The 21965-nt window shown below is 65.4% G+C and carries 16 protein-coding genes and 1 pseudogene; 10 read left to right on the plus strand and 7 right to left on the minus strand.

The features are described from left to right. The first annotated feature begins 215 nt into the window (after nucleotides 1–215). The 7 genes and pseudogenes from IVA74_RS35330 (at nucleotide 216) to IVA74_RS35360 (ending at nucleotide 9368) form a co-directional block, all read left to right on the plus strand. Nucleotides 216–1568: an MFS transporter gene (locus tag IVA74_RS35330; RefSeq protein WP_247352031.1), complete on the plus strand. Its 1353-nt coding sequence runs from the start codon at nucleotides 216–218 to the stop codon at nucleotides 1566–1568. 122 nt (nucleotides 1569–1690) lie between these two features. After that, nucleotides 1691–2596 (plus strand): LysR substrate-binding domain-containing protein, encoded by a 906-nt coding sequence (locus IVA74_RS35335; RefSeq protein ID WP_247352033.1) that lies wholly within the window; start codon nucleotides 1691–1693, stop codon nucleotides 2594–2596. A gap of 123 nt (nucleotides 2597–2719) precedes the next feature. After that, the gene (gene kdgD, locus IVA74_RS35340; RefSeq protein ID WP_247352035.1) at nucleotides 2720–3664 is read left to right on the plus strand and encodes a 5-dehydro-4-deoxyglucarate dehydratase; all 945 of its coding nucleotides are present in this window, start codon (nucleotides 2720–2722) and stop codon (nucleotides 3662–3664) included. A 29-nt stretch (nucleotides 3665–3693) separates the two neighbouring features. After that, complete coding sequence (gudD, locus tag IVA74_RS35345; RefSeq protein WP_247352037.1) at nucleotides 3694–5037, plus strand: glucarate dehydratase; 1344 nt, start codon at nucleotides 3694–3696, stop codon at nucleotides 5035–5037. Between the two features lie 76 nt (nucleotides 5038–5113). Then, nucleotides 5114–6562, plus strand: a complete 1449-nt coding sequence (locus tag IVA74_RS35350; RefSeq protein ID WP_247352039.1) for an aldehyde dehydrogenase family protein — start codon at nucleotides 5114–5116, stop codon at nucleotides 6560–6562. Between the two features lie 16 nt (nucleotides 6563–6578). Continuing rightward, nucleotides 6579–8120 carry a galactarate dehydratase gene (gene garD, locus IVA74_RS35355; protein WP_247352041.1) on the plus strand — a complete coding sequence of 514 codons (1542 nt, stop codon included), beginning with the start codon at nucleotides 6579–6581 and terminating at the stop codon, nucleotides 8118–8120. Nucleotides 8121–8163: 43 nt separating this feature from the next. Continuing rightward, nucleotides 8164–9368 (plus strand): annotated as a pseudogene (locus IVA74_RS35360) (mandelate racemase/muconate lactonizing enzyme family protein). Nucleotides 9369–9437: 69 nt separating this feature from the next. Here the strand turns inward: IVA74_RS35360 and IVA74_RS35365 are convergent. Beyond that, nucleotides 9438–10040, minus strand: a complete 603-nt coding sequence (locus IVA74_RS35365) for a DUF2147 domain-containing protein (protein ID WP_247352043.1) — start codon at nucleotides 10038–10040, stop codon at nucleotides 9438–9440. 123 nt (nucleotides 10041–10163) lie between these two features. After that, on the minus strand, nucleotides 10164–11192 hold the full coding sequence (locus IVA74_RS35370; RefSeq protein WP_247352045.1) for an NAD(P)/FAD-dependent oxidoreductase: 1029 nt from the start codon (nucleotides 11190–11192) through the stop codon (nucleotides 10164–10166). A gap of 182 nt (nucleotides 11193–11374) precedes the next feature. Here IVA74_RS35370 and IVA74_RS35375 point away from each other — a divergent pair, with 182 nt between their 5' ends. Then, nucleotides 11375–11842 (plus strand): thioesterase family protein, encoded by a 468-nt coding sequence (locus IVA74_RS35375; protein ID WP_247352047.1) that lies wholly within the window; start codon nucleotides 11375–11377, stop codon nucleotides 11840–11842. Between the two features lie 13 nt (nucleotides 11843–11855). Here IVA74_RS35375 and IVA74_RS35380 read toward each other — a convergent pair whose 3' ends face one another. Together IVA74_RS35380 and IVA74_RS35385 are read right to left on the minus strand one after the other, a co-directional pair. Then, nucleotides 11856–12176: a 2Fe-2S iron-sulfur cluster-binding protein gene (locus IVA74_RS35380; protein ID WP_045008721.1), complete on the minus strand. Its 321-nt coding sequence runs from the start codon at nucleotides 12174–12176 to the stop codon at nucleotides 11856–11858. A gap of 164 nt (nucleotides 12177–12340) precedes the next feature. After that, the gene (locus IVA74_RS35385; RefSeq protein WP_247352049.1) at nucleotides 12341–12715 is read right to left on the minus strand and encodes an Hpt domain-containing protein; all 375 of its coding nucleotides are present in this window, start codon (nucleotides 12713–12715) and stop codon (nucleotides 12341–12343) included. On the opposite strand from IVA74_RS35385, the gene IVA74_RS35390 reads away from it, so the two are divergent. Continuing rightward, complete coding sequence (locus IVA74_RS35390) at nucleotides 12714–12968, plus strand: hypothetical protein (RefSeq protein WP_247352051.1); 255 nt, start codon at nucleotides 12714–12716, stop codon at nucleotides 12966–12968. The genes IVA74_RS35385 and IVA74_RS35390 overlap by 2 nt on opposite strands. 143 nt (nucleotides 12969–13111) lie before the next feature. Continuing rightward, the gene (locus IVA74_RS35395) at nucleotides 13112–18820 is read left to right on the plus strand and encodes a negative regulator of septation ring formation (RefSeq protein WP_247352052.1); all 5709 of its coding nucleotides are present in this window, start codon (nucleotides 13112–13114) and stop codon (nucleotides 18818–18820) included. A gap of 283 nt (nucleotides 18821–19103) precedes the next feature. On the opposite strand, the gene IVA74_RS35400 is transcribed toward IVA74_RS35395, so the two are convergent. The 3 genes from IVA74_RS35400 to IVA74_RS35410 are packed head-to-tail and all read right to left on the minus strand — an operon-like array spanning nucleotide 19104 to nucleotide 21917. Further along, nucleotides 19104–19982 carry an MlaD family protein gene (locus IVA74_RS35400; RefSeq protein WP_247352055.1) on the minus strand — a complete coding sequence of 293 codons (879 nt, stop codon included), beginning with the start codon at nucleotides 19980–19982 and terminating at the stop codon, nucleotides 19104–19106. Between the two features lie 16 nt (nucleotides 19983–19998). Beyond that, entirely contained in the window at nucleotides 19999–20781 is a 783-nt protein-coding gene (locus IVA74_RS35405; RefSeq protein ID WP_247352056.1) for an ABC transporter ATP-binding protein, read from the minus strand. A gap of 2 nt (nucleotides 20782–20783) precedes the next feature. Continuing rightward, nucleotides 20784–21917, minus strand: coding sequence for an ABC transporter permease (locus IVA74_RS35410; protein WP_247352057.1), 1134 nt, complete (start codon nucleotides 21915–21917; stop codon nucleotides 20784–20786). Nucleotides 21918–21965: the final 48 nt, after the last annotated feature.

Consider the following 21965-nt stretch of genomic DNA (forward strand, 5'->3'; position numbering starts at 1 on the left):
CGTCGCGGCGTCCAGGATTCCCCGCCTTCGCGGGGAATGACAACGGCACGCGTGGCGCAATCGGGTTCGCCATCACCACACATCGTTCCCGCTCACCTACCGTTCCATCAATCCAAAAACGGCATCGATCGATGCTGCCTTGAGCTTGGACACTTTGCCGCGCGCGCCTCTAGGAGTCGTCGTGAGGAAACGTTCGAGTTCTAAGGAGGCGCGTAATGAGCGCAGTGATGTCCACAGCGGACGTGAGGAGGTCTCGCGTCAGGCTGTTCATCGTGACCATGTTGTTCCTGGTCACGACCGTCAATTATGCCGACCGCGCCACGCTGTCGATCGCGGGTCCCGCGCTCTCCAAGGAGCTGCATCTCGATCCCGTCGCCATGGGCTACATCTTCTCGGCCTTCGGCTGGTCCTATGTGCTCGCGCAGGTGCCGGGCGGCTGGCTGCTCGACCGCTACGGCTCGCGCCTCGTCTATGCCTTCAGCATCATCGTCTGGTCGCTGTTCACGACCCTGCAGGGTTGGGTCGGCTTCTTGAGCGCCGGCACCGCAATCACCGTGCTGTTCGGCCTGCGCTTCCTGGTCGGCATCGCCGAAGCGCCCTCATTCCCCGCCAATGCCCGCATCGTTGCGGCCTGGTTTCCGAGCAACGAGCGCGGAACCGCGTCCGCCTTCTTCAATTCCGGGCAGTATTTCGCGACCGTGATCTTCGCGCCGCTGATGGGCTGGATCGCGCATGACTACGGCTGGCGCTACGTGTTCTTCGTGATGGGCGCGCTCGGCGTCGTGATGGGTCTGGTCTGGATCAAGACCATCTACGGTCCGAAGGAGCATCCTGGCATCAACGAGGCCGAGTTCGACTACATCAAAGAAGGCGGTGCACTGGTTGACCTCGATGCGCCCAAAGACGATCTGAAACATGAGCGCGCGGCGGCTTCCGGCCCCGGCTGGGATCACATCCGCCAGCTGCTCTCCAACCGCATGATGCTCGGCGTTTATCTCGGCCAGTACTGCATCAACACGCTGACTTATTTCTTCCTGACCTGGTTCCCGGTCTATCTCGTCAAGGAGCGCGGCCTGTCGATCCTGCAGGCCGGCTTCGTCGCGACGCTGCCGGCGCTGTGCGGCTTCATCGGCGGCGTGCTCGGCGGCGTCATCTCCGACGCCATCCTGCGCAAGACGGGTTCGCTGACCATGGCACGCAAGATCCCGATCGTCGGCGGCATGCTGCTCTCGATGTCGATCATCGCCTGCAACTATGTCGACGGGCAGGCGCTGGTGGTCGGCTTCATGGCGCTCGCCTTCTTCGGCAAGGGCATCGGCGCGCTCGGCTGGGCTGTCGTCTCCGATACCTCGCCCAAGGAAGCCGGCGGCGTCTCGGGCGGCCTGTTCAACACCTTCGGCAATCTCTCCTCGATCAGCACCCCGATCGTGATCGGCTACATCCTGGCCGCGACCGGCTCGTTCAACGGCGCGCTGATATTCGTCGGCGCCAATGCGCTGGTGGCCGCATTCGCCTATCTCGTGATCGTGGGCAAGATCGAGCGCGTGGTGCTCAAACGTTCCTCCTGAGGGCTCCCATGGGAGCTTGACCAGGAAACTTAACGGCGGCTTCACAGCCGCCGTCTTTGTTTTGGGGGTAATCGATGCTAGAAGTGCCGGGGAAACGCCTTATCCATCTAAGGCATGTATCGATGTTTGACCTTAACCAGCTCCGCTGTTTCGTCACGGTGGCGGAAGAATTGCATTTCGGCCGCGCCGCGGCGCGGCTGAACATGACCCAGCCGCCGCTGTCCCGGCAGATCCAGGTGCTCGAGCACATCATCGACGCGCCGCTGCTGGAGCGCACCAGCCGCTCGGTGCGGCTGACGCCTGCCGGGCGCAGCTTCCTGCCGGAAGCGCGGCGCATCCTGAAGCTTGCGGAAAGCGCCTCGCAAGTCGCCCGTCGCATCGCGCTCGGCAAGACCGGCTCGCTGAAGATTGGCTTCACCGCGGCCGCCGCCTACGGCTTCCTGCCCGAGCTCGTCGCGGCCTGCCGCGCCAAGCTGCCCGAGGTGGACTTCTCACTGAAGGAGATGGTGTCCGGCGACCAGTTCGAGGCGCTGTCCTCGGGCCAGATCGATGCCGGCCTGCTCAGGCCTCCGATCGCGCGTCCCGAGATCGCCAGCCGCCGCGTCGTCGCCGAGCCCCTGCTCGCCGCGATCCCGAAAAAACATCCGCTGGCGAATGCCGAGAGCATCACCATCAAGGATTTCGACAACCAGCCCTTCGTGATGTATTCGCCCTATGAGAGCCGCTATTTTCACGACGTGCTGGTGGCGATGTTCACCCGCGCCGACATTTTGCCGCGCTACGTGCAGCACCTGAGCCAGATCCACTCGATCCTCGCCATGGTGCGCGCCGGCCTCGGCCTTGCGATCGTGCCGGCGGCGGCGGCGAGCCTGAAGATCGCGGACGTCCGCCTGCGGCCGCTCAAGCTGCGCACGCGCGTTCCCGTCGAGCTGTTCATGGTCTGGCGGCGCGACGACGAGAATCCGCTGCTCTCGGCGCTCGTCAAAATCGCGAGCGAATTGTCCTCGGCGGAGGTGAGGGAAGATTGATGCTGATTTCGCATTGGTCGATATAGGCTTTGGCTTGGACGCGCATCGAACGGTCTCCTAAACCACGGCGCATGGACGCGCAGGCTTGCGTCCTCCACAACACGAGACAAGGGAGCAGCGCCCATGAGCAAGATGACCCCGCAGGAAATGGCCCAGAAGATCGGATCCGGCCTCCTGTCCTTCCCCGTCACACCGTTCAAGGCGGATTACTCCTTCGACGAGACGACCTACCGCGCCAACATGGACTGGCTGTGCGGCTATGACGTTGCCGGCCTGTTCGCCGCCGGCGGCACCGGCGAGTTCTTCTCGCTGACCGCGGCAGAGGTTCCGCATATCGTCAAGATCGCCGTGGACGAGACCAAGGGCCGCGTGCCCGTGCTCGCCGGCACCGGCTACGGCACCGCCACCGCGCGCGAGATCGCGATCGGCGCCGAGAAGGCCGGCGCCGACGGCCTTCTACTGCTGCCGCCCTATCTCACCCATGCCGAGCAGGACGGCCTCGCTGCCCATGTCGAAGCGATCTGCGCCTCCGTGAAGATCGGCGTCATCGTCTACAACCGCGACAACGCGATCCTTCAGCCCGATACGCTCGCTCGCCTTGCCGAGCGCTGCCCGAACCTCGTCGGCTACAAGGACGGCATCGGCGACATCGAGCTGATGACCCGCGTCTACACCAAGCTCGGCGATCGCCTCACCTATATCGGGGGCCTGCCGACCGCGGAGACGTTCGCGCTGCCCTATCTCGACATGGGCGTGACGACCTACTCCTCCGCCGTGTTCAACTTCGTTCCGGAATTCGCCACCAACTTCTACGCCGCCGTGCGCAAGCGCGACCATGCGACGATCCACGCCGGGCTGAAGGATTTCATCCTGCCGCTGATCGCGATCCGCAACCGCAAGAAGGGCTATGCGGTCTCGATCATCAAGGCCGGCATGAAGGTGATCGGCCGCGATTCCGGTCCGGTCCGCCCGCCGCTCACCGACCTCTCCGAGCAGGAGATCGCAGAAGTGGCCGCGCTGGTGAAGAACCTGCCCGCCATTCGATCGTCACAACAGGCGGCAGAATAACGATAGAACACAACAGGGAGGAGCGTGCGATGGCCCAGACTGAAATCTCGGGTGCACCGGTCGTCACGGCGATGCAAGTGATCCCGGTCGCGGGCCGTGACAGCATGCTCCTCAATCTGAGCGGCGCGCATGCGCCGTTCTTCACCCGCAACATCGTCATCCTCACCGACAATGCCGGTCACACCGGCGTCGGCGAGGTGCCGGGCGGGCAGAAGATCTGGCAGACGCTGCAGGACGCCCGTGATCTCGTGATTGGCAAGACCGTCGGCGCGATGAACAACATCCTCGCCGATATCAGGACCGCCTTCGCCGATCGCGATTCCGGCGGCCGTGGCAAGCAGACCTTTGATCTCCGCGTCATGATCCACGCCGTCACGGCCGTGGAGTCCGCGCTGCTCGATTTGCTCGGCCAGCATCTCAACCTGCCGGTCGCAGCCCTGCTCGGCGAGGGCCAGCAGCGCAACAGCGTCGAGACGCTCGGCTATCTCTTCTTCGTCGGCGACGTCAGCAAGAGCAAACTCGCCTACGTCAAGGGCGAGACCGGCAAGGCCGAATGGTTCAACCTCCGCCATCAGCAGGCGATGACGCCGGAAACCGTGGTGCGGCTCGCGGAAGCCACCCACGACCGTTACGGCTTCGCCGATTTCAAGCTGAAGGGCGGCGTGCTGCGCGGCGAGCAGGAGATCGAAGCCGTCACCGCGATCGCCAGACGCTTTCCGAACGCGCGCGTGACGCTCGATCCGAACGGCGCATGGTCGCTCGACGAGGCTGTCAGCCTCTGCAAGGACATGCACGGCATCCTCGCCTATGCCGAAGACCCCTGCGGCGCGGAAAGCGGCTTCTCCGGCCGTGAGATCATGGCCGAGTTCCGCCGTGCAACTGGCCTGCCGACCGCGACCAACATGATCGCAACCGACTGGCGGCAGCTCTCTCATGCGTTGCGGCTGGGCGCGGTGGACATTCCGCTGGCCGATCCCCATTTTTGGACCATGCAAGGCTCGGTGCGCGTGGCCCAGACCTGCCGCGACAACGGCCTGACCTGGGGCTCGCACTCCAACAACCATTTCGACATCTCGCTCGCCATGTTCACCCATGTCGGCGCCGCCGCCCCCGGCAAGGTCACTGCGATCGACACCCACTGGATCTGGCAGGACGGCCAGGCGCTAACCAAGGAGCCGCTCCAGATCAAGGGCGGCAAGATCGCCGTGCCTGACAGGCCGGGCCTGGGTATCGAAATCGACAGGGCCGCCATCGACGCAGCGCATGACCTCTACAAGCAGCATGGACTCGGCGCCCGCGATGACGCTATTGCCATGCAGGACCTGATCCCCGGCTGGACCTTCGACGACAAGCGTCCCTGCCTCGTGCGTTAAGAATTCAGGCATGATCCCGGACAATTGGACACCGGTTTTCCGACAAGGATCATGCTTCTCAAATAAGGAGGACAACATGACTGCGATCCTGAAGAACTTCATCGGCGGCGAATGGGTCGATGGCTCCGCCGTCACCAGGAACATCAACCCCTCCAACACCAACGACGTCGTCGGCGAATACGCCAAGGCCGACAAGGCGCAGACCGAGAAGGCCGTGGCCGCCGCCAAGGCCGCCTTCCCCGCCTGGGCGCAGTCGACGCCGCAGGTGCGCTATGACGCGCTGAACAAGATCTCTCTCGAGATCATCGCCCGCAAGGAAGAACTCGGCCGCCTGCTCGCCCGCGAGGAAGGCAAGACGCTGCCCGAAGGTATCGGCGAGGTCGCGCGCGCCGGCCAGATTTTTGCGTTCTTCGCCGGCGAAGCGCTGCGCCTGATCGGCGAGAAGGGCGCCTCGGTGCGTCCCGGCATCGACGTCGAGCTCACCCGTGAGCCGGTCGGAGTCGTCGGCATGATCACGCCCTGGAATTTCCCGATCGCGATCCCCGCCTGGAAGATCGCGCCGGCGCTCTGCTACGGCAACACTGTCGTCTTCAAGCCGGCCGAGCTGGTGCCGGGCTCGGCGCATGCGCTGTCCGAGATCATCACCCGTTCCGGCATTCCCGCCGGCGTGTTCAACCTCGTGATCGGCTCCGGCTCGGTGGTCGGCCAGACCCTGCTCGAGCACCCGGATGTCGCCGCGATCTCCTTCACCGGCTCGGTGCAGACGGGGCGCAAGATCGCGCAGGCCTGCGTGCTCTCGAACCCGATGAAGAAGTTCCAGCTCGAGATGGGCGGCAAGAACCCGCTGGTCGTGCTCGACGACGCCGATCTCAAGACCGCCGTCGAGGTCGCCGTCAACGGCGCCTATTTCTCGACCGGCCAGCGCTGCACTGCTTCGTCTCGCCTGATCGTCACCGAAGGCATCCATGACCGCTTCGTCGCCGCAATGGCCGAGCGCCTGAAGGGCCTGTCGGTGGACGACGCGCTCAAGGCCGGCGTGCATATCGGCCCCGTGGTCGACCAGAGCCAACTCGACCAGGACCTGCGCTACATCAAGATCGGCCAGGACGAGGGCGCCAAGCTCGCTTGGGGCGGCGAGCTGCTCAAGCGCGAGACGCCCGGCCACTACCTGCAGCCGGCGCTGTTCACCGAAGCCAACAACAACATGCGCATCGCGCGCGAAGAGATCTTCGGGCCGGTGGCTACGGTCATTCGCGCCAAGAACTACGAAGAGGCGCTGGCGATCTCCAACGACACCGAGTTCGGCCTCGCTTCCGGCATCTGCACCTCCAGCCTGAAATACGCCTCGCACTACAAGCGCAACAGCGAGTCCGGCATGGTGATGGTCAATCTGCCGACCGCCGGCGTCGACTATCACGTGCCGTTCGGGGGCCGGAAGGGTTCGAGCTACGGTGCCCGCGAGCAGGGCTCCTATGCCCGCGAGTTCTACACGACGGTGAAGACCGCCTATACGTATCCCGGCTAACCACGGGGAATATCAAATGGACCAGGACGTCGCAGCGAAAGAGCAGCCGCGCTACATCAAGCTCCACGAGCGCGACAATGTCGCGATCGTGGTCAATGATTTCGGGCTTCCCGCCGGCTCCCGCTTTGCCTGCGGGCTGACGCTGCGCGCCTTCGTGCCGCAAGGACACAAGACGGCCCTGGTCGACATTGCACAGGATCAGCCGATCATCCGCTACGGCGAGGTGATCGGCCACGCGCTCTCGCCGATCCTGGCCGGCGAATGGGTGGACGAGGCGCGCATCCGCATGCCGGAGGCCCCTGCCCTCGACAAGCTCGAAATCTCGACCGCCGTGCCCGCGCCGCTGCCGCCGCTGGAAGGTTTTACCTTCGAGGGCTTTCGCAACTCGGACGGTTCGGTCGGCACCAAGAACATCCTCGGCATCTCCTCCTCCGTGCAATGCGTCAAGGGCACGATGGAATATGCGGTGAAGCGCATCCGCGCCGAGCTACTGCCGAAATATCCGAACGTCGACGACGTCGTGCCGCTGACGCATGCCTATGGCTGCGGCGTCGCCATCAACGCGCCCGACGCCGTGATTCCGATCCGCACGCTGCAAAACATCGCGCAGAATCCGAACTTCGGCGGCGAGATCCTGGTCATCAGCCTCGGCTGCGAAAAGCTCGCGCCCGAGCGCCTGGTGCCGGAAGGCGTCAGCAACGCCATCGTGCGCATGCAGGACGAAGCCTTCGACGGTTTTGGCGCGATCGTCGACGCGATCATGACCCAGGCCGAAGCCCGCCTGAAAATCCTCAACAAGCGCACCCGCGAAACCTGCGCGGCCGCCGATCTCGTCATCGGCCTGCAATGCGGCGGTAGCGACGCGTTCTCCGGCGTCACCGCGAACCCGGCCGTCGGCTTCGCCGCGGACCTGCTGGTGCGCGCCGGCGCCACCGTGATGTTCTCCGAAGTCACCGAAGTGCGCGATGCGATCCAGCTGCTCACCCGACGCGCCATCAACGAGGACGTCGGCCGCGCGCTGGTGCGCGAGATGGCCTGGTACGATTCCTATCTGGCCCGCGGCGGCGCCGATCGCAGCGCCAACACCACGCCCGGCAACAAGAAGGGCGGACTTGCCAACATCGTCGAGAAGTCATTGGGCTCGATCGTCAAGTCCGGATCAAGCGCCATCACCGGCGTGCTCTCGCCCGGCGAGAAGGCGACGCAGAAGGGCATGCTGTTCGCGGCAACGCCTGCGTCCGACTTCATCTGCGGCACGCTGCAGCTCGCCTCCGGCATGACGCTGCAAGTGTTCACCACCGGCCGCGGCACGCCTTACGGCCTTGCGGCTGCGCCCGTGATCAAGGTCGCGACCCGCAGCGAGCTTGCGCGCCGCTGGAAGGACCTGATCGATTTCGATGCCGGCGGCATCGCCACCGGCGAGAAGACCATCGAGGAAACCGGCTGGGACCTGTTCCGCTTGATCCTCGACGTCGCCAGCGGCCGCACGCAACCCTGGTCGGATCGCTGGGGCATCCACAACGATCTCACGCTGTTCAATCCGGCGCCGGTGACGTGAGCGTCGCGCGTAGACACTGACCGAAAATCAAGAGGACGTCTCAATGTCCCGCATCACGACCTTGCGCACCATCCGCATCGAGGAACGGCCCAACCTGATCTGGGTCGAAATCGAAACGGACGAAGGGCTCACCGGCCTCGGCGAGAGCTTTCGAGGGGCGCAGGCCGTTGAGGCTGCCGTCCATGAGCTCGCAGCACCGCTGGTGCTCGGCCAGGATTCCCGCCGCATCGAAGCCGTATCGCGTCAGTTGCTGACGCCGTATCTCGGCTTCCACAGCGTCAGCGCCGAGGTGCGCGCCGCCAGCGCCATCGACATCGCGTTGTGGGACCTCAAGGGCCAGCGCCACGGCATTCCCGTGCACGAGGCGCTCGGCGGCGCGAGCCGACTCGAAATCCGCGCCTACAACACTTGCGCCGGCTACGCCTACAATACGAAGAGCGCCAGGCGCCGCGAGATCGGCGCGGACGACGCCGCGCTCGGCCCCTATGACGATCAGATCGCCTTCATGCGCGACGCCGGAGCGCTCGCCGAAAGCCTTTTGAGCGAAGGCTATGGCGCCATGAAGATCTGGCCATTCGACCCCTTTGCCGCCAATGGCGGCCATTCGATTTCCCTGATCGACCTCAAGACCGGTCTCGAACCGTTCCGGAAGATCCGCGCCGCCGTCGGCGAACGCATCGAGATCATGTGCGAGCTGCACAGCCTGTGGGGCGCGCAGACCGCCGAGCGCATCTGCCGCGCGCTCGAAGATTACGGCGTGTTCTGGGTCGAGGATCCCCTCGGCAAGATGGACGATGTGCAGGGCCTTGCCGACCTCAGACGGCGCGTGAAAACGCCGATCTGCGGCAGCGAAACGCTGGCGGGCGCGGCGAGCTTCCGCAATCTGCTTGCAGCCGACGCCATCGACGTGGTGATGCTCGACATCGCCTGGTGTGGCGGATTGACCGAGGCGCGCAAAATCGCCGTCCTGGCCGAAGCCTACAACAAGCCGCTCGCCCCGCACGATTGTACCGGCCCGGTCGCGCTGATGGCGGGGCTCATCTGGCGCTGCATGCGCCGACCGCGATCTTCCAGGAGGTCGTGCGCGCGACGCTCTCGACCTGGTATCGCGATCTCGTCACCGCTCTTCCGACCGTGAACAACGGCATCGTGTCTGCGCCGCGTGCGCCCGGCCTCGGGCTTGCGCTCAATCCGGACGTGCGCCGCCGCGCGGACGTAGTGGTGCGAGAGTCCATTTTCAGCGCGTAGGGCACGACCGACGCGTCATCGCGCGACGACTCCCGCGGGGAATGACAGCGGAGCTAAGCGGGGAACGTCCTACTGCTTCGGCGCGGGCGCCATCATCGCGCCGCCCTTCTTCGCCGCGGGCGCGGGCACGGGCTTGGTCGCGGCGGTCGCTTGCGCCGGGAGATATTTCGCGACGATGGCGGGGTCGACCTGGGCAATGTTGGCGTCGGGCAGACGCGTCCAGGTCTCGTCCTTGCCGAACAGGGAGATGCCGAGGAAGCCGCGCATCGTCAGCGTCTGGCCATCAGGGCTGACCGTCATCTTGGCCTTCCAGACGTTGCCGTCGCGCGGATTGACCACGTTGCCGCCGTCGTACTTCAAGCCGTCGCGCTTCATGTCGCGGATGAAGGAGAGCCCGAGCACCGGCGCGTTCTTGCGATCGTCCGTGCATTTCGCGCAGATCTCGTTCGGATCGTCGCCGGGCCGCGGAAAGGTTTTTGCGATCACGCCTTCGAACACACCGCTGTGGTCGATGAAGAGAAACCATCCCACCGTCTTGCCGTCTTCGACCTTCTGCCAAAGACCCGCGGCGGTTGGCTGCTGGACTTGCGCCGCAGCCGGGCTCACCGCACCGAGCGACATCGCGAGCGCGAGGAGCGAGAACAGCCGAAAGCTGGAAAAGAGATTCCGCATTATCATCACCTTGCTAAGCCAATCGGCCTTGCTGAGCCGTCACTCCAATGGCCGCAGACTACGGCGATTTCGCGAACGGTTCCAGCACCAGAAACATGGGCACCGCCTCCCCGCTCGCCGCCGTCAGTTGACACCGAGCTTCTTTTGCAGGCTGGAGGACGAAGTCGTGTACTGGAACACGAGCCGCTTCTCCGGATAGACATAGCGATGGGCTTTTTGCGACATCAGCGCGCCCTCGTGGAAACCGCACAGGATCAGCTTGAGCTTGCCGGGATAGGTGTTGATGTCGCCGATCGCGAAGATGCCGCGCACATTTGTCTCGAACGCGGACGTCTCGACCGGCACTAGATTGTTCTCCAGCGAGATGCCCCAGTTCGCGACCGGACCGAGTTTCATGGTCAGCCCGAAGAACGGCAGCATGGTGTCGCAGGCAATGTCGGTCACACTGTTGTCGTTGCCCTTGATCGTGGCACCGGTCAGCTTGCCCTCATTGCCTGACAGCGCGGTGACCTGGCCGAGCCGCAGATCCATCTTGCCGCCAGCGACCAGCGCGCGCATCTGCTCGACGCTGTGGGGGGCGGCGCGAAAATCGTCGCGACGGTGCAGCAGCGTGATGCGGTTGGCAATCGGATGCAGATTGAGCGTCCAGTCGAGCGCGGAATCGCCGCCGCCGACGATCAGCACGTTCTTGTCGCGGAACGTCTCCATCTTGCGCACGGCGTAGTGCACCGAACTTCCTTCATAGGCTTCGATCCCCGGCACCGGCGGACGCTTGGGCTGGAACGAGCCGCCGCCGGCAGCGATCACCAGCACCTTGCATTCGAACACCTTGCCGGCGTCGGTGGTGCAGCGGAACAAGGGATCGCCGATCTTCTCCACGGTCTCGATCATCTCGCCAAGATGGAAGGTCGGATGGAACGGCTTGATCTGCTCCATCAGCGCCTCGGTGAGACCCTGGCCCGAAACCTGCGGAATGCCGGGAATGTCGTAGATCGGTTTTTCCGGATAGAGCTCGGCGCACTGGCCGCCGACCTTGTCGAGGATGTCGACGAAATGCGCCTTCATGTCGAGAAGGCCAAGCTCGAAGGCGGCGAACAGACCGCAGGGGCCGGCGCCAATAATCAGCACATCGGTTTTGATCACATCGCTCATGTCGTCTCTTTATCGGTCGTTATCGGTGGCACGGCGCCCGGCGGGCAGAGGTGACCCTGCCTGTCTAGCCAACGGGGATGGATCAGGGAAGGCATAAAAGCGGGAGCGCCCCGCAGCCGCGCCCACTTGCCGGGTCAGGATAACTGGGCTGTAACGAGCAACGATATGACGGAGATCAATCGGTGAACGCACCACGCCGCCTCGATACGACGCCGCGCCTGGAGGACTACCCTTTTCGCCTCAGCGACAATGTCCGCTTCGGTGATCTCGATCCCAACCAGCACGTCAACAACGCGGTCTACGCCACCTATTTCGAGACCGGCCGTGTCACGCTGATGAAGCTTCCGGAATACGGCCTGACGCCGCCAGGACTTGCCTGGATCATGGTGCGGCTCGACATGCATTTTCGCGCCGAGTTGCACTGGCCGAATACGATCGAGCTCGGCCTCGGCGTGGTGAAGCTCGGGCGGACATCGGTGACCTTCGAGCAGGTCGTGTTTTCGAACGGGAAATGTATTGCGTCTGCGACATCAGTCGGCGTCATGCTCGACGAGACGACGCGACGGCCGGCACCGCTGACCTCAGAAGTGCTCGAGAAGCTCAGACCCTGGCACAAGCGCGGCATTGAGGTCGCGCCGCCGAGCACATGATAGCTACGGAGAGTTAGGCCTGGCGTTCCGGCGTCGCCACGACGAGGCCGTCGAGTTCGTCGGAGACCTTGATCTGGCAGGACAGGCGCGAGTTCGGGCGCACGTCGAAGCCGAAGTCGAGCATGTCCTCTTCCATCGGCGTCGGGCTGCCGACCTTCTCGCGCCAGGCTTCGTCGACATAGACATGGCAGGTGGCGCACGCGCAGGCGCCACCGCATTCAGCCTCGATGCCGGGAATGCTGTTGCGGATGGCGGCTTCCATCACGGTCGCGCCGTTCTCGACGTCCACCGTACGGGTTTCGCCCTTGTGATCGACAAAGTGAATTTTGGCCATGTGTGCTCGTACTGCCGCGATCTTGGGAATGAAGGAGGGTCCGGGCTGTCCTATAACGGGTCGGTCAGCCCGGCGCCATAGCGTTTTGATAAGACGTTAATCCCGCTTCGCGGCAAGAAAACCCGTCAAAACAAAAGACTAGGGCACGGGTCGGCCCTGTCGTCCTAAGGCTTCAGGATCGTCTCGATGGCGGCGCGAGCCTCGGTCACCGCCTCTTTCAGCGCGGCGAAGGCGTGGGGCCGGCCCTGGCCGGTCCGGATCGCGGTCTCGAGGCTGGCTGCGGCATCCGCCACCGCAAAGGCGCCGATCCCGCGCGCCGAGCCCTTGAGCTTGTGGGCGAGTGCGCCGGCATCACTCGGCAGCGCTGCCATAGCCGCAATCAGGCGGACCGCCTGCTCGGCAAACATCGCCAGCACTTCCTGTTCCAGCTCAGCGTCGCCGAGCGTCATGCGGGAGAGGTGATCGAGGTCGAGCAGGTTGTCGATGGGTGCAAGCGGGGGCGAGGGCATCCAGTCCATCCGTTGCAGTTCAGGCATCATGGCGCAGGCCCCGGCATCGCGCGATGTCCGCCGGTTCGGCGGTCAGGTTCCCTCCACCGAAGCATGGAAATGGTTAACGAAGTGTTCCGGCAGTTTTGCGCAAATCCGCCTGTTTATTGACGAAAAGTTGCCGCAATCCGGCGAGTCCGGTGGAGAATTTCATGTATTGCTAAGGCGTTACGGCGCGATCCTGTTAACGATGATTAAGAATGTCTTAATCGCAGCCATTTCATTCGCGACGCTCTGCCAATAGGATGTTTTGGAAATTGGCGGACAAGCCGTCCGGGTGGGGACGGCTCGGAAATCCGCGCAAGCGGCATGATCCGGACTGTGGGCTTGCGTAGCGCGCAGAGCTCGCGGAGGGACGCGTACAAGTAACGAGGGCTCGGACTGAACATGGCAAACACTCCGAAAAAGGTCAAAGACCCGACAGAAGATGCGCTTTCTGCGATCCAGGAAGCCCTGAACATCAGCGACACGGCTGCGGACACCAGCCGCAACGCCTCGATGCGTAACGAAACGTCGCCTCCGGCCGCGCCACCGACCCCCCCGATGTTCGACGAACCGAGCTTCGACCCGCGTCCTGCCGCGAACGAACGCGCGATGTTCGACCAGATCGAGGAGCCGCGCTCCTCGCGCCGCGCCGCCAATGACGACCGTGCGACCATCGGCCAGCTCTTGCAGACGTTGCAGACGGGACGCCCGACCCGCAACATCTACACCGGCGCGACAATCTTCACCGTCATCTGGCTCGCGGCCTGCGCCGCGCTGACGGTCGGCTTCCTGCCTTCGATCCAGGCGGCGATGGGCCAGAGCGGCGGCGTGTTGGCCATTGCCGGCCTCGTCACGATGTTCTTCGCGCCGATCATGCTGTTCTTCTTCCTGGCGAGCCTCGTCTGGCGCGGTCAGCAAATGAGCTCGGTCGCGCAGGCGATGGCGCAGGTTGCGATCCGCTTCTCCGAGCCGGAAGGTTCGGCTTCGGATTCCATGGTGACCGTCGGCCAGGCCATCCGCCGCGAGGTTGCGGCGATGGGCGACGGCATCGAGCGCGCGATCGCGCGCGCCGGCGAGCTCGAGACGCTGGTCGCCAACGAGGTCGCGGCGCTCGAACGCGCCTATTCCGACAACGAAGTGCGCATCCGCGCCCTGCTCCAGGACATCGCGCATCAGCGCGACAATCTGGTCGGCCAGGCCGAGCAGGTCCGCAGCGCCATCTCCGGCGTGCAGATCGACCTGCGCCATGACATCGCGCTGATCTCGGACGCGATCGCCTCGCGCGTCGACGAGGTCGCCAAGTCCATCACCGGCGCGCTCGAAGAGCGCGGTGCCCACATCACCGGTGCACTCAGCAACGCCGGCGACAACATGATCCTCGCGCTCGGCGAGCGCGGCGGCGACCTGCTCGACCGCCTCGAAGAGGCCAGCAACGAGACCACGCGCGCGGTGCTCGACGCCAGCGAGCGGCTGACCACCAGCCTCAATTTCAAGACCGGCCACGTCCACGACGAGTTCGTCGACCTAGCCGACCGCGTCCACGAGATGCTGAACGAGCGCATCGACCGCATCACCGGCGAGTTCGAGCAGCGCTCCGCCGCGATCGTCGACGGCATCTCCGAGCGCACCGAGCAGGTGCACGACAGCCTGAAGAATTCGTCGGACTCGCTGCTGCTCGAGCTCGAGCTGCGCTCCAACGACCTCTCCGCCAAGATCGACGACGCCGGCAACCGCCTCGCCGGCCACATCATGACCTCCGGCGACAAGGCGAGCGAAGCGCTCGACGCCACCGTCAACACCCTGGTCGCCAAGGTCGTCAGCCAGACCGAGACCGCGCACGACTCGCTGTCGCTCCAGATGAGCGCCTTCGACGAGCTGGTGAGGAACCAGGGCAGCGAGCTGGTCGAGAAGTTTGCCCGCGACTCCGGCACGCTCGGCGCATTGATCACCCGCCACATCTCCGAATTCGACCGCACCGTGAAGACGTTCGGCGGCGAGATCGTCGATCGCATGGGCCAGCGCACCCAGGACATCCACGAGAGCCTGAAGAGCTACGTCGACAATTTCGACACCCGCTTCACCTCCAACGGCGGCGCGATCACGGCTGTCCTCGACCAGCGCCTGGTGCAGTTCGAGACCACAATCGGCGAGCGTGTCACCAACTTCGATGCCTCGCTGAACGGCAAGATCTCCGGCCTCGACTCTGCAATCGACGGTCACATCAAGATCTTCGACGAACAGCTCGTCGGCCGCGTCGCCGCGCTCGAACAGTCGTTCGATACCCGTGCGAAGTCGGTCACCGAGACCATCGACGGACGGCTCAACACGCTCTCCTCGTCGCTGACCGACGGTGCCGCGCAGGCGATCCAGTCGATCGACTCCCGCCTCACCCACCTCACGACGTCGCTGACCGACGGCGCATCGCAGGCGATCGAGACGATCGACACCCGCCTCAACTACCTCGCGACCTCGCTGACCGATGGCGCATCGCAGACCATCCAGACGATCGATACGCGGCTGACGCATCTGATGACCACCCTCACCGGCGGCGCCTCGCAGGCGCTCGAATCCATCGACACCCGCCTCACCTACCTGACCACCGCGGTGACGAACGGCGCCTCGCAGGCCGTGCAGTCGATCGACACCCGCCTCACCCTCCTGACCTCGACGCTCACGGACGGCACCGCGCAGGCGATCGAGGCGGTCGACCGCCGCATCACCAGCGTCGGCGAACTCATCGACGGCCGCAGCATGCATCTGACCGACACGGTCACGGCGCGCTTCCAGGACATCCAGCAGGCCATCGAGACCAAGGTCGGTTCGGTGGCCAGCGACATCGACATGCGCGTGGCGCAGTTCGAGGACCTGCTCGGCTCGCGCGTCGAGGCCGTCGCCGGCCGCATCGAGAGCAGCGGACGCCAGGCCAGCGAGGACATGATGTCCCGCGCCGAGATGATCTCGACCGCGATCCGCTCGCATGTCGAGGACGCCGAGCGCTCGCTCACCAACCTCGTGGTCAACACCAGCGAGACCATCCAGACCGGTGCGCGCACCGCGCAGCAGTCGCTGATGACGGTTTCCTCCGACGTCAACGCCCAGCTCAAGATGACCTCCGCCGAGGTCGAGCGCGCGCTGACCGCGGTCGGTACCGGTGCCGCGAACTCGATCCTGAGCAGCGCCCGCGAAGCACAGTCGACGCTGGTCGCCGCATCCGGCGAGGCCTCCAACCAGATCAAGGGGCTCGCGGCCGACGTCGAACGCACGCTGTCGTCGGCGGGCTCGGCGACCGCAGCCTCGATCCTGGCCGGTGCCCGCGAGGTGCAGACCACGCTGGTCACGGCGTCCTCGGACGCGGCCAACCACGTCAAGACCCTCACCGCCGACGTGCAGCGCTCGCTGTCGATGGCCGGCTCCTCCACGGCGGAATCGATCACAGCCGGCGCCCGCGATGCGCAGAGCACGCTGATCGCGGCCTCGAGCGAGACCGCCAACCAGATCAAGGCGCTGTCTTCGGACGTGCAGCGCTCGCTCTCGATGGCCGGGACCGCGACGGCCGAGACCATCATGACCGGGGCCCGCGAAGCCCAGAGCACGCTCGTCAACGCGTCCTCGGATGCGGCGAGCCAGGTCAAGTCGCTGGCGGCCGAAGTGCATCGGTCGCTCTCGCAGGTCGGCCAGTCGACCGCCGAGACGATCACGACCAGCGCCCGCGACGCCCAGAGCACCCTGCTGGCGGTCTCCGCCGAACAGACCGGCCAGGTCCGTTCGCTGGCGGCCGAGATGCAGCGCGCGCTGGCGACCGCCGGCGGCGCCACCATCGAGGCGCTCACCAGCGGCGTACGCGAGGCCCAGGGCACGCTGATCTCCGCCTCGACGGACGCAGCGAGCCAGATCAAGTCGCTGACCACGGATATCGAGCGCACGCTGACCTCGGTCGGCGCCGACACCGCCTCGACCATCCTCAACAGCGCACGCGAGGCGCAGACCTCGCTGACCACGACGTCGGCGGACGCCGCAAGCCAGATCCGCACGATCTCGACCGAGATCGAGCGCACGCTGAGCACGGCCACCGCGAACGCGACCAACGACATCCAGACCAGCGCGCTCAACGCCCAGAACGCGCTGATCAACGCCTCCAACGAGGCGAGTTCGCGGGTCAAGTCGAGCTCGGCGGACGTCGAGCGCTCGGTGCTCGCCGCCAGCAGCAGCTTCGGCCAGGCCATGACCGGCAAGACCGACGAGATCGTCACCTACGTGCAGCAGCAGTCCGACCGTCTTGCCAACATGATCGATGCCAAGCGCGGCTCGCTCGTGGACGCGATCGGCTCGAAGACCAGCCAGCTCACGCTCGACATCGATCGCGTCACGTCCGACGCGCTGAAGTCGATCGAGACGCGCGGCCACGCGTTCTCGCAGACCATGATGGGCAACGGCTCCGAAGTGGCACGGACCATCAACTCGGCGAGCGAGATGGCGACGGGTGCCGTCAACAAGTCGCTCAAGGACCTCGAGCAGGCCTCGCGCGTGGCGATCGACCAGTCGCGCCAGGTCTCGATCGCGGCCGTCACCGAGATGCAGGAGACCAGCAAGATCCTGCGCACCGACACGGTCGCCCTGTTCGAGCGACTGCGCGAAGGCAACATCCTGCTCCAGGAGGTGCTGACCGGTGCGCACGACAACCTCAACTCGCTCGAGCGGGCGCTGGTGACGCGCGTCGCCGACTTCGTCTCGGCGATGAACGACGTCACCTCGCGCAACGGCGCTGCGACGCAGAACCTGGAAGACCAGCTCAACGTCTTCAACAGCAAGACCACGCGGGCGCTCCAGGATCTCGGCGAGCTGTCGACCCAGTTCGACGCGCACGGCAAGGCACTCGTCGAGGCCGCGCAGGTCGTGGAGCAGAGCAACAAGAACACCACCGCCTCGCTCGCCGAACGCAAGCTGGCGCTGGAATCGCTCGTCACCACGATCGACCTGCGCACGGCCGATCTCGACCAGCGTCTGTCGCGCTTCACCGGCCTGCTCGATGAATCGCTGGCGGCCGCCGAAGAGCGCGCTCGCGACATCGCCCGTGTCGTGGCCGAGACGGCCGGCGCCGGTTCCGCCGCGATCACCCGCCAGTTCGAGGCGGTACGGTCGGCCTCCGAAGAGGAGCACCGGCAGACAGTCGAGGCCATGCACGACATCTACCGCCAGACCACCGACGAGGCGGATACGATGTTCAAGCAATCGACCGAGAAGTTCACCAACCTCGTCTCCAGCATGAAGCAGATGGCGTTCGAGATGCACAACGAGCTCGAAGCCACCCGCAACGAGCTGCGCCGCGGCGTGCTCGAGATGCCGCAGGAGGCCGCCGAGAGCACTGCGCAGATGCGCAAGGTGATCGTCGACCAGATCGAGGCCCTCGCCGAGCTCAACCGCATCGTGGCCCAGCATGGCCGCGGCCTCGATGTCTCCACGACGGGCCGCGCCAGCGTGCAGCGCCAGGAGGAGCCGATGCTGGCGACCGCGGGCGGCCGCAGCACAGAGACCCGCATGCGCGACACCGGCAGCGCCTCCACGCTGCCGCCGCCGGACCTCGGCATGCCGGCCTCGCGCCGCACCGAAGCTCCGCCGGTCGCGCCCGCCGGCAACGACCAGGGCCGCGACGGCTGGCTGTCGGACCTGTTGAGCCGCACGGACGCCAACCAGGGTGCGCCGACCGGACGTGAAGCCCAGCGCGGCCGCCAAGCCGCCGCACCGGCTCCGCAGCCACAGGCGCCGCAAGGTGGCGGCAATCCGCTGGAATCGCTGTCGCTCGACATCGGCCGGCTGATGGACCGCAACCTCGCTGCCGAGATGTGGGACCGCTACCAGCGCGGCGAGAACAAGGCCTTCACCAAGCGCCTCTACACGCCCGCCGGCCAGAAGGCTTTTGACGAGGTCGCCCGCAAGTACCGCTCCGATCGCAACTTCAAGGGCACGGTCGACCGCTACGTCGCCGAGTTCGAACGCCTGCTCGACGAAGTCGCCCGCGACGGCCGCGGCCCGCAGGAGCTGCGCAACCACCTGACCTCGGAGACGGGTCTGGTCTACACCCTGCTCGCGCACAGCGCGGGACGGCTGGGGTAAGCGGCTCGCAGCGATAGCGAACAGCGAATGAAAAACGGAGCCCTCGCGGGCTCCGTTTTGTTTGAAGTTACGCCGGTGCAATGATGGGGATGGGAAAAGCGAACGCATCATTCGCTCTCGTGCCCCGGACGCAGCGCAGCGCCCTCGGCGGTGCGCTGCAGAGCCGGGGCCCATATCGCGGGCATTGTATCGTGTTGCCTTCTGGGTCCCGGCTCTGCGCAGCAGCGTTACACGCTGCAGCGCGTCCGGGACACGAGACCCAGCGCTACGACCAGGCCAAGCCCTACTGCCGCCTGCGCTCCGGCGTCGCGGGCTTTAGCGGCTCTGGCGGCGGCGGAGCGGCGGCCGGCGCGCTGTTGCTGGCGCCGAACAGCACGCGGGTCGGGTTGCGGTCGAAATTGTTCACGGCGCGGCTGATGTCGCCCAGGGTACGGCGGCCGTCGGTCATCAGCGCGCCGGAGCGCTTGTCGAAATCGTCGGCCAGTTCGCGGATCGACTTCACCGCCAGGAATAGCTCACCGCCGTCCTTGCCGCCGGCGAGCGTGCTGAGGCCGAGCATGAGGCTGTCGGCCTTGAGCATGACGCCGTCGACCTTGGCCATCACGCCATCGATCTTCTCGGAGTTGCGGGCGAGCGAGTTGGTGAAGGTCTCGAGATTCTTCAGCGAATTCTTCACCGATTCCTGATTGTCGGCGACGATCTTGTTGATGTTCTGGAGCGTGCCGCGGATCGCCTCGGTGACGTCCTGGAGCTTGTTGGGATCCGCCGTCAGCGACGGAATACCGTCCTCGTCGAGCGGTGGCGGAGGTGCCGCCTCCTCGCCGCCCTTGAGCGAGATCGCGGCGACTCCGGTCAGGCCCTGGAATTCGAGGCCGACCAGGGTGTCCTTGCGGATCGGGGCGTTGTTCTCGACCATGGCGAGTGCGACAACCCGCCGCGGGTTGTCGAGCTTCACCGAGACCACCTCGCCCACTCGGATACCGTTGAAATTGACGCTGCCGCCGTTGCGCAGGCCCGCCGCCGGGCCCTCGAAAACGACGCGCAGGGGGCTGCGCTGCTTCGTGGTGTGCAACGACTGAAACCACAACACGAAGCCGATCGCAGCGGCGATCACCGCCAGGGTGAACGATCCGATCAGCACGTAATTTGCACGCGTTTCCATCAGCTACTCCGGCACCTCAGCCCATCACCGCGCGAGCGCGCTTGCCATGGAAATATTGCCTCAGCCAGGGATGCTGCGAGGCCTGCATGTCGGCGATCGACCCTGCCGCAATGATCTTACCGTTCCCTAAAACGGCGATGCGGTCACATGCTGTGTAAAGGCTATCGAGATCGTGGGTTACCATGAAAACAGTCAGCCCCAAAGTGCGCTGGAGGGTCCTCACCAGCTCGTCGAAGTCGCCGGCGCCGATCGGGTCCAGGCCTGAGGTCGGCTCGTCCAGAAACACCAGATCCGGATCGAGCGACAGCGCGCGCGCAAGCGCCACGCGCTTGATCATGCCGCCCGACAATTCGGAGGGAAAGCGATCGGCGACTTCGGGCTTGAGACCCACCATGGTGAGCTTGGCGATGGTGATCTCGTCCATCAGCCGCTGCGAGACGCGCAGATATTCGCGCATCGGAAACTGGATGTTCTGCCGCACCGTCAGCGAGGAGAACAGCGCGCCCTGCTGGAACAGCACGCCCCAGCGCCGCTCCACGTTGCGACGCTGCGACGTATTGGAGGCGTCCAGATCGACGCCGAACACCTCGATGCTGCCTGCGACCTTCGGCACGAGGCCGATGATGGTGCGCGTCAGCACCGATTTGCCGGCACCCGAGGGGCCGACGAAGCCAAGAATTTCGCCGCGCTTGACGTCGAGGTCGAGGCCGTCGAGCACGCGCGTCGCGCCGAACTGCACGGTGATGTCGCGGACGCGGATGATCGGGTTTTGAATTCCGTTTTGGACTTCCTGCGCCATCGTCACATCCCGATCGAGGCGAAGAAGATGGCGAACACACCGTCCATGACGATGACGAAGAAGATGCCCTTCACCACGGACGCCGTCGTGTGCTGTCCGAGCGATTCCGCGCTGCCCTGCACGGCGAGCCCTTCGACACAGGCGACGATGCCGATCACAGCGGCCATCACAGGTGCTTTCACGATGCCGACGATGAAATGGTCGATCGAGATGGCGTCGCGCAAGCGCAGCAAAAACGCTTCGGGATCGACGCCGCCATAGAGCCAGGCGACGAGACCGCCGCCATAGAGCGCGGCCATGGCGCCGAGGAAGGCCAGGATCGGCAGCGCCAGCACCAGCGCCAGCATGCGCGGCAGCACCAGCACCTCGATCGGGTCGAACCCCATGGTGCGCAATGCGTCGATCTCCTCGCGCATCTTCATCGAGCCGAGCTCGGCGGTGTAGGCGCTGCCCGAGCGGCCCGCGACCATGATCGCGACCAGGAGCACGCCGATCTCGCGCAGCACCAGCACGCCGAGCATGTCGACGACGAAGATGTCGGCGCCGAACCTGCGGAAATGGAAGATGCCCTGCTGGGCGATGATGCAGCCGATCAGGAAGGTGATCAGCACCACGATCGGCACCGCGCGCCAGCAGACCTGCTCGAGATGATGCACGGTCGAGGTCAGGCGGAACGAGCGCGGGTGAATCAGGGTGCGCGCGCCCGCCGCGAGCACCGCGCCGAGCATGTCGATCAGGCCTGCCACGGTGCCGCCAACGCCAGCCACGGCCCGGCCGATCTGCTCCAGCATGCCGGTGATGGTGACGGCGCTAGTGTCGATCACGGGCGTCGCCCTGACCCGCCGCACCTCGTCCACGAGGCTCGAATAATTGGCGGACAGCCCCGCGATCTGCGCCTCGACGGCGCCTTGGGTCAGGCTGCGGCGCAGCCGTTCGATCAGCCAGGCGCCGAACGTGTCCAGCTTGGCCACCTCGGAAACGTCGATGAAGACGCTTTGCGAACCGCCCGCGAGCTTCTCGGCGTCAGCCACCATCCGCTCCAGGACCGGCGCGAAGCTCGCGGTCCAGGTTCCGGTGGCGCAGAGTGCCAGCGCGTTGCCTTTCGCAATCCGTTCCAGCTTCGGATCGCCGCTCAAGATGTCCGCTCCCGTGCCGGGGCGCTGGAAACGGATGAAATCAGATGG

This window comes from Bradyrhizobium sp. 132 (assembly GCF_023074185.1).
In the GTDB taxonomy this organism is placed as follows: domain Bacteria; phylum Pseudomonadota; class Alphaproteobacteria; order Rhizobiales; family Xanthobacteraceae; genus Bradyrhizobium.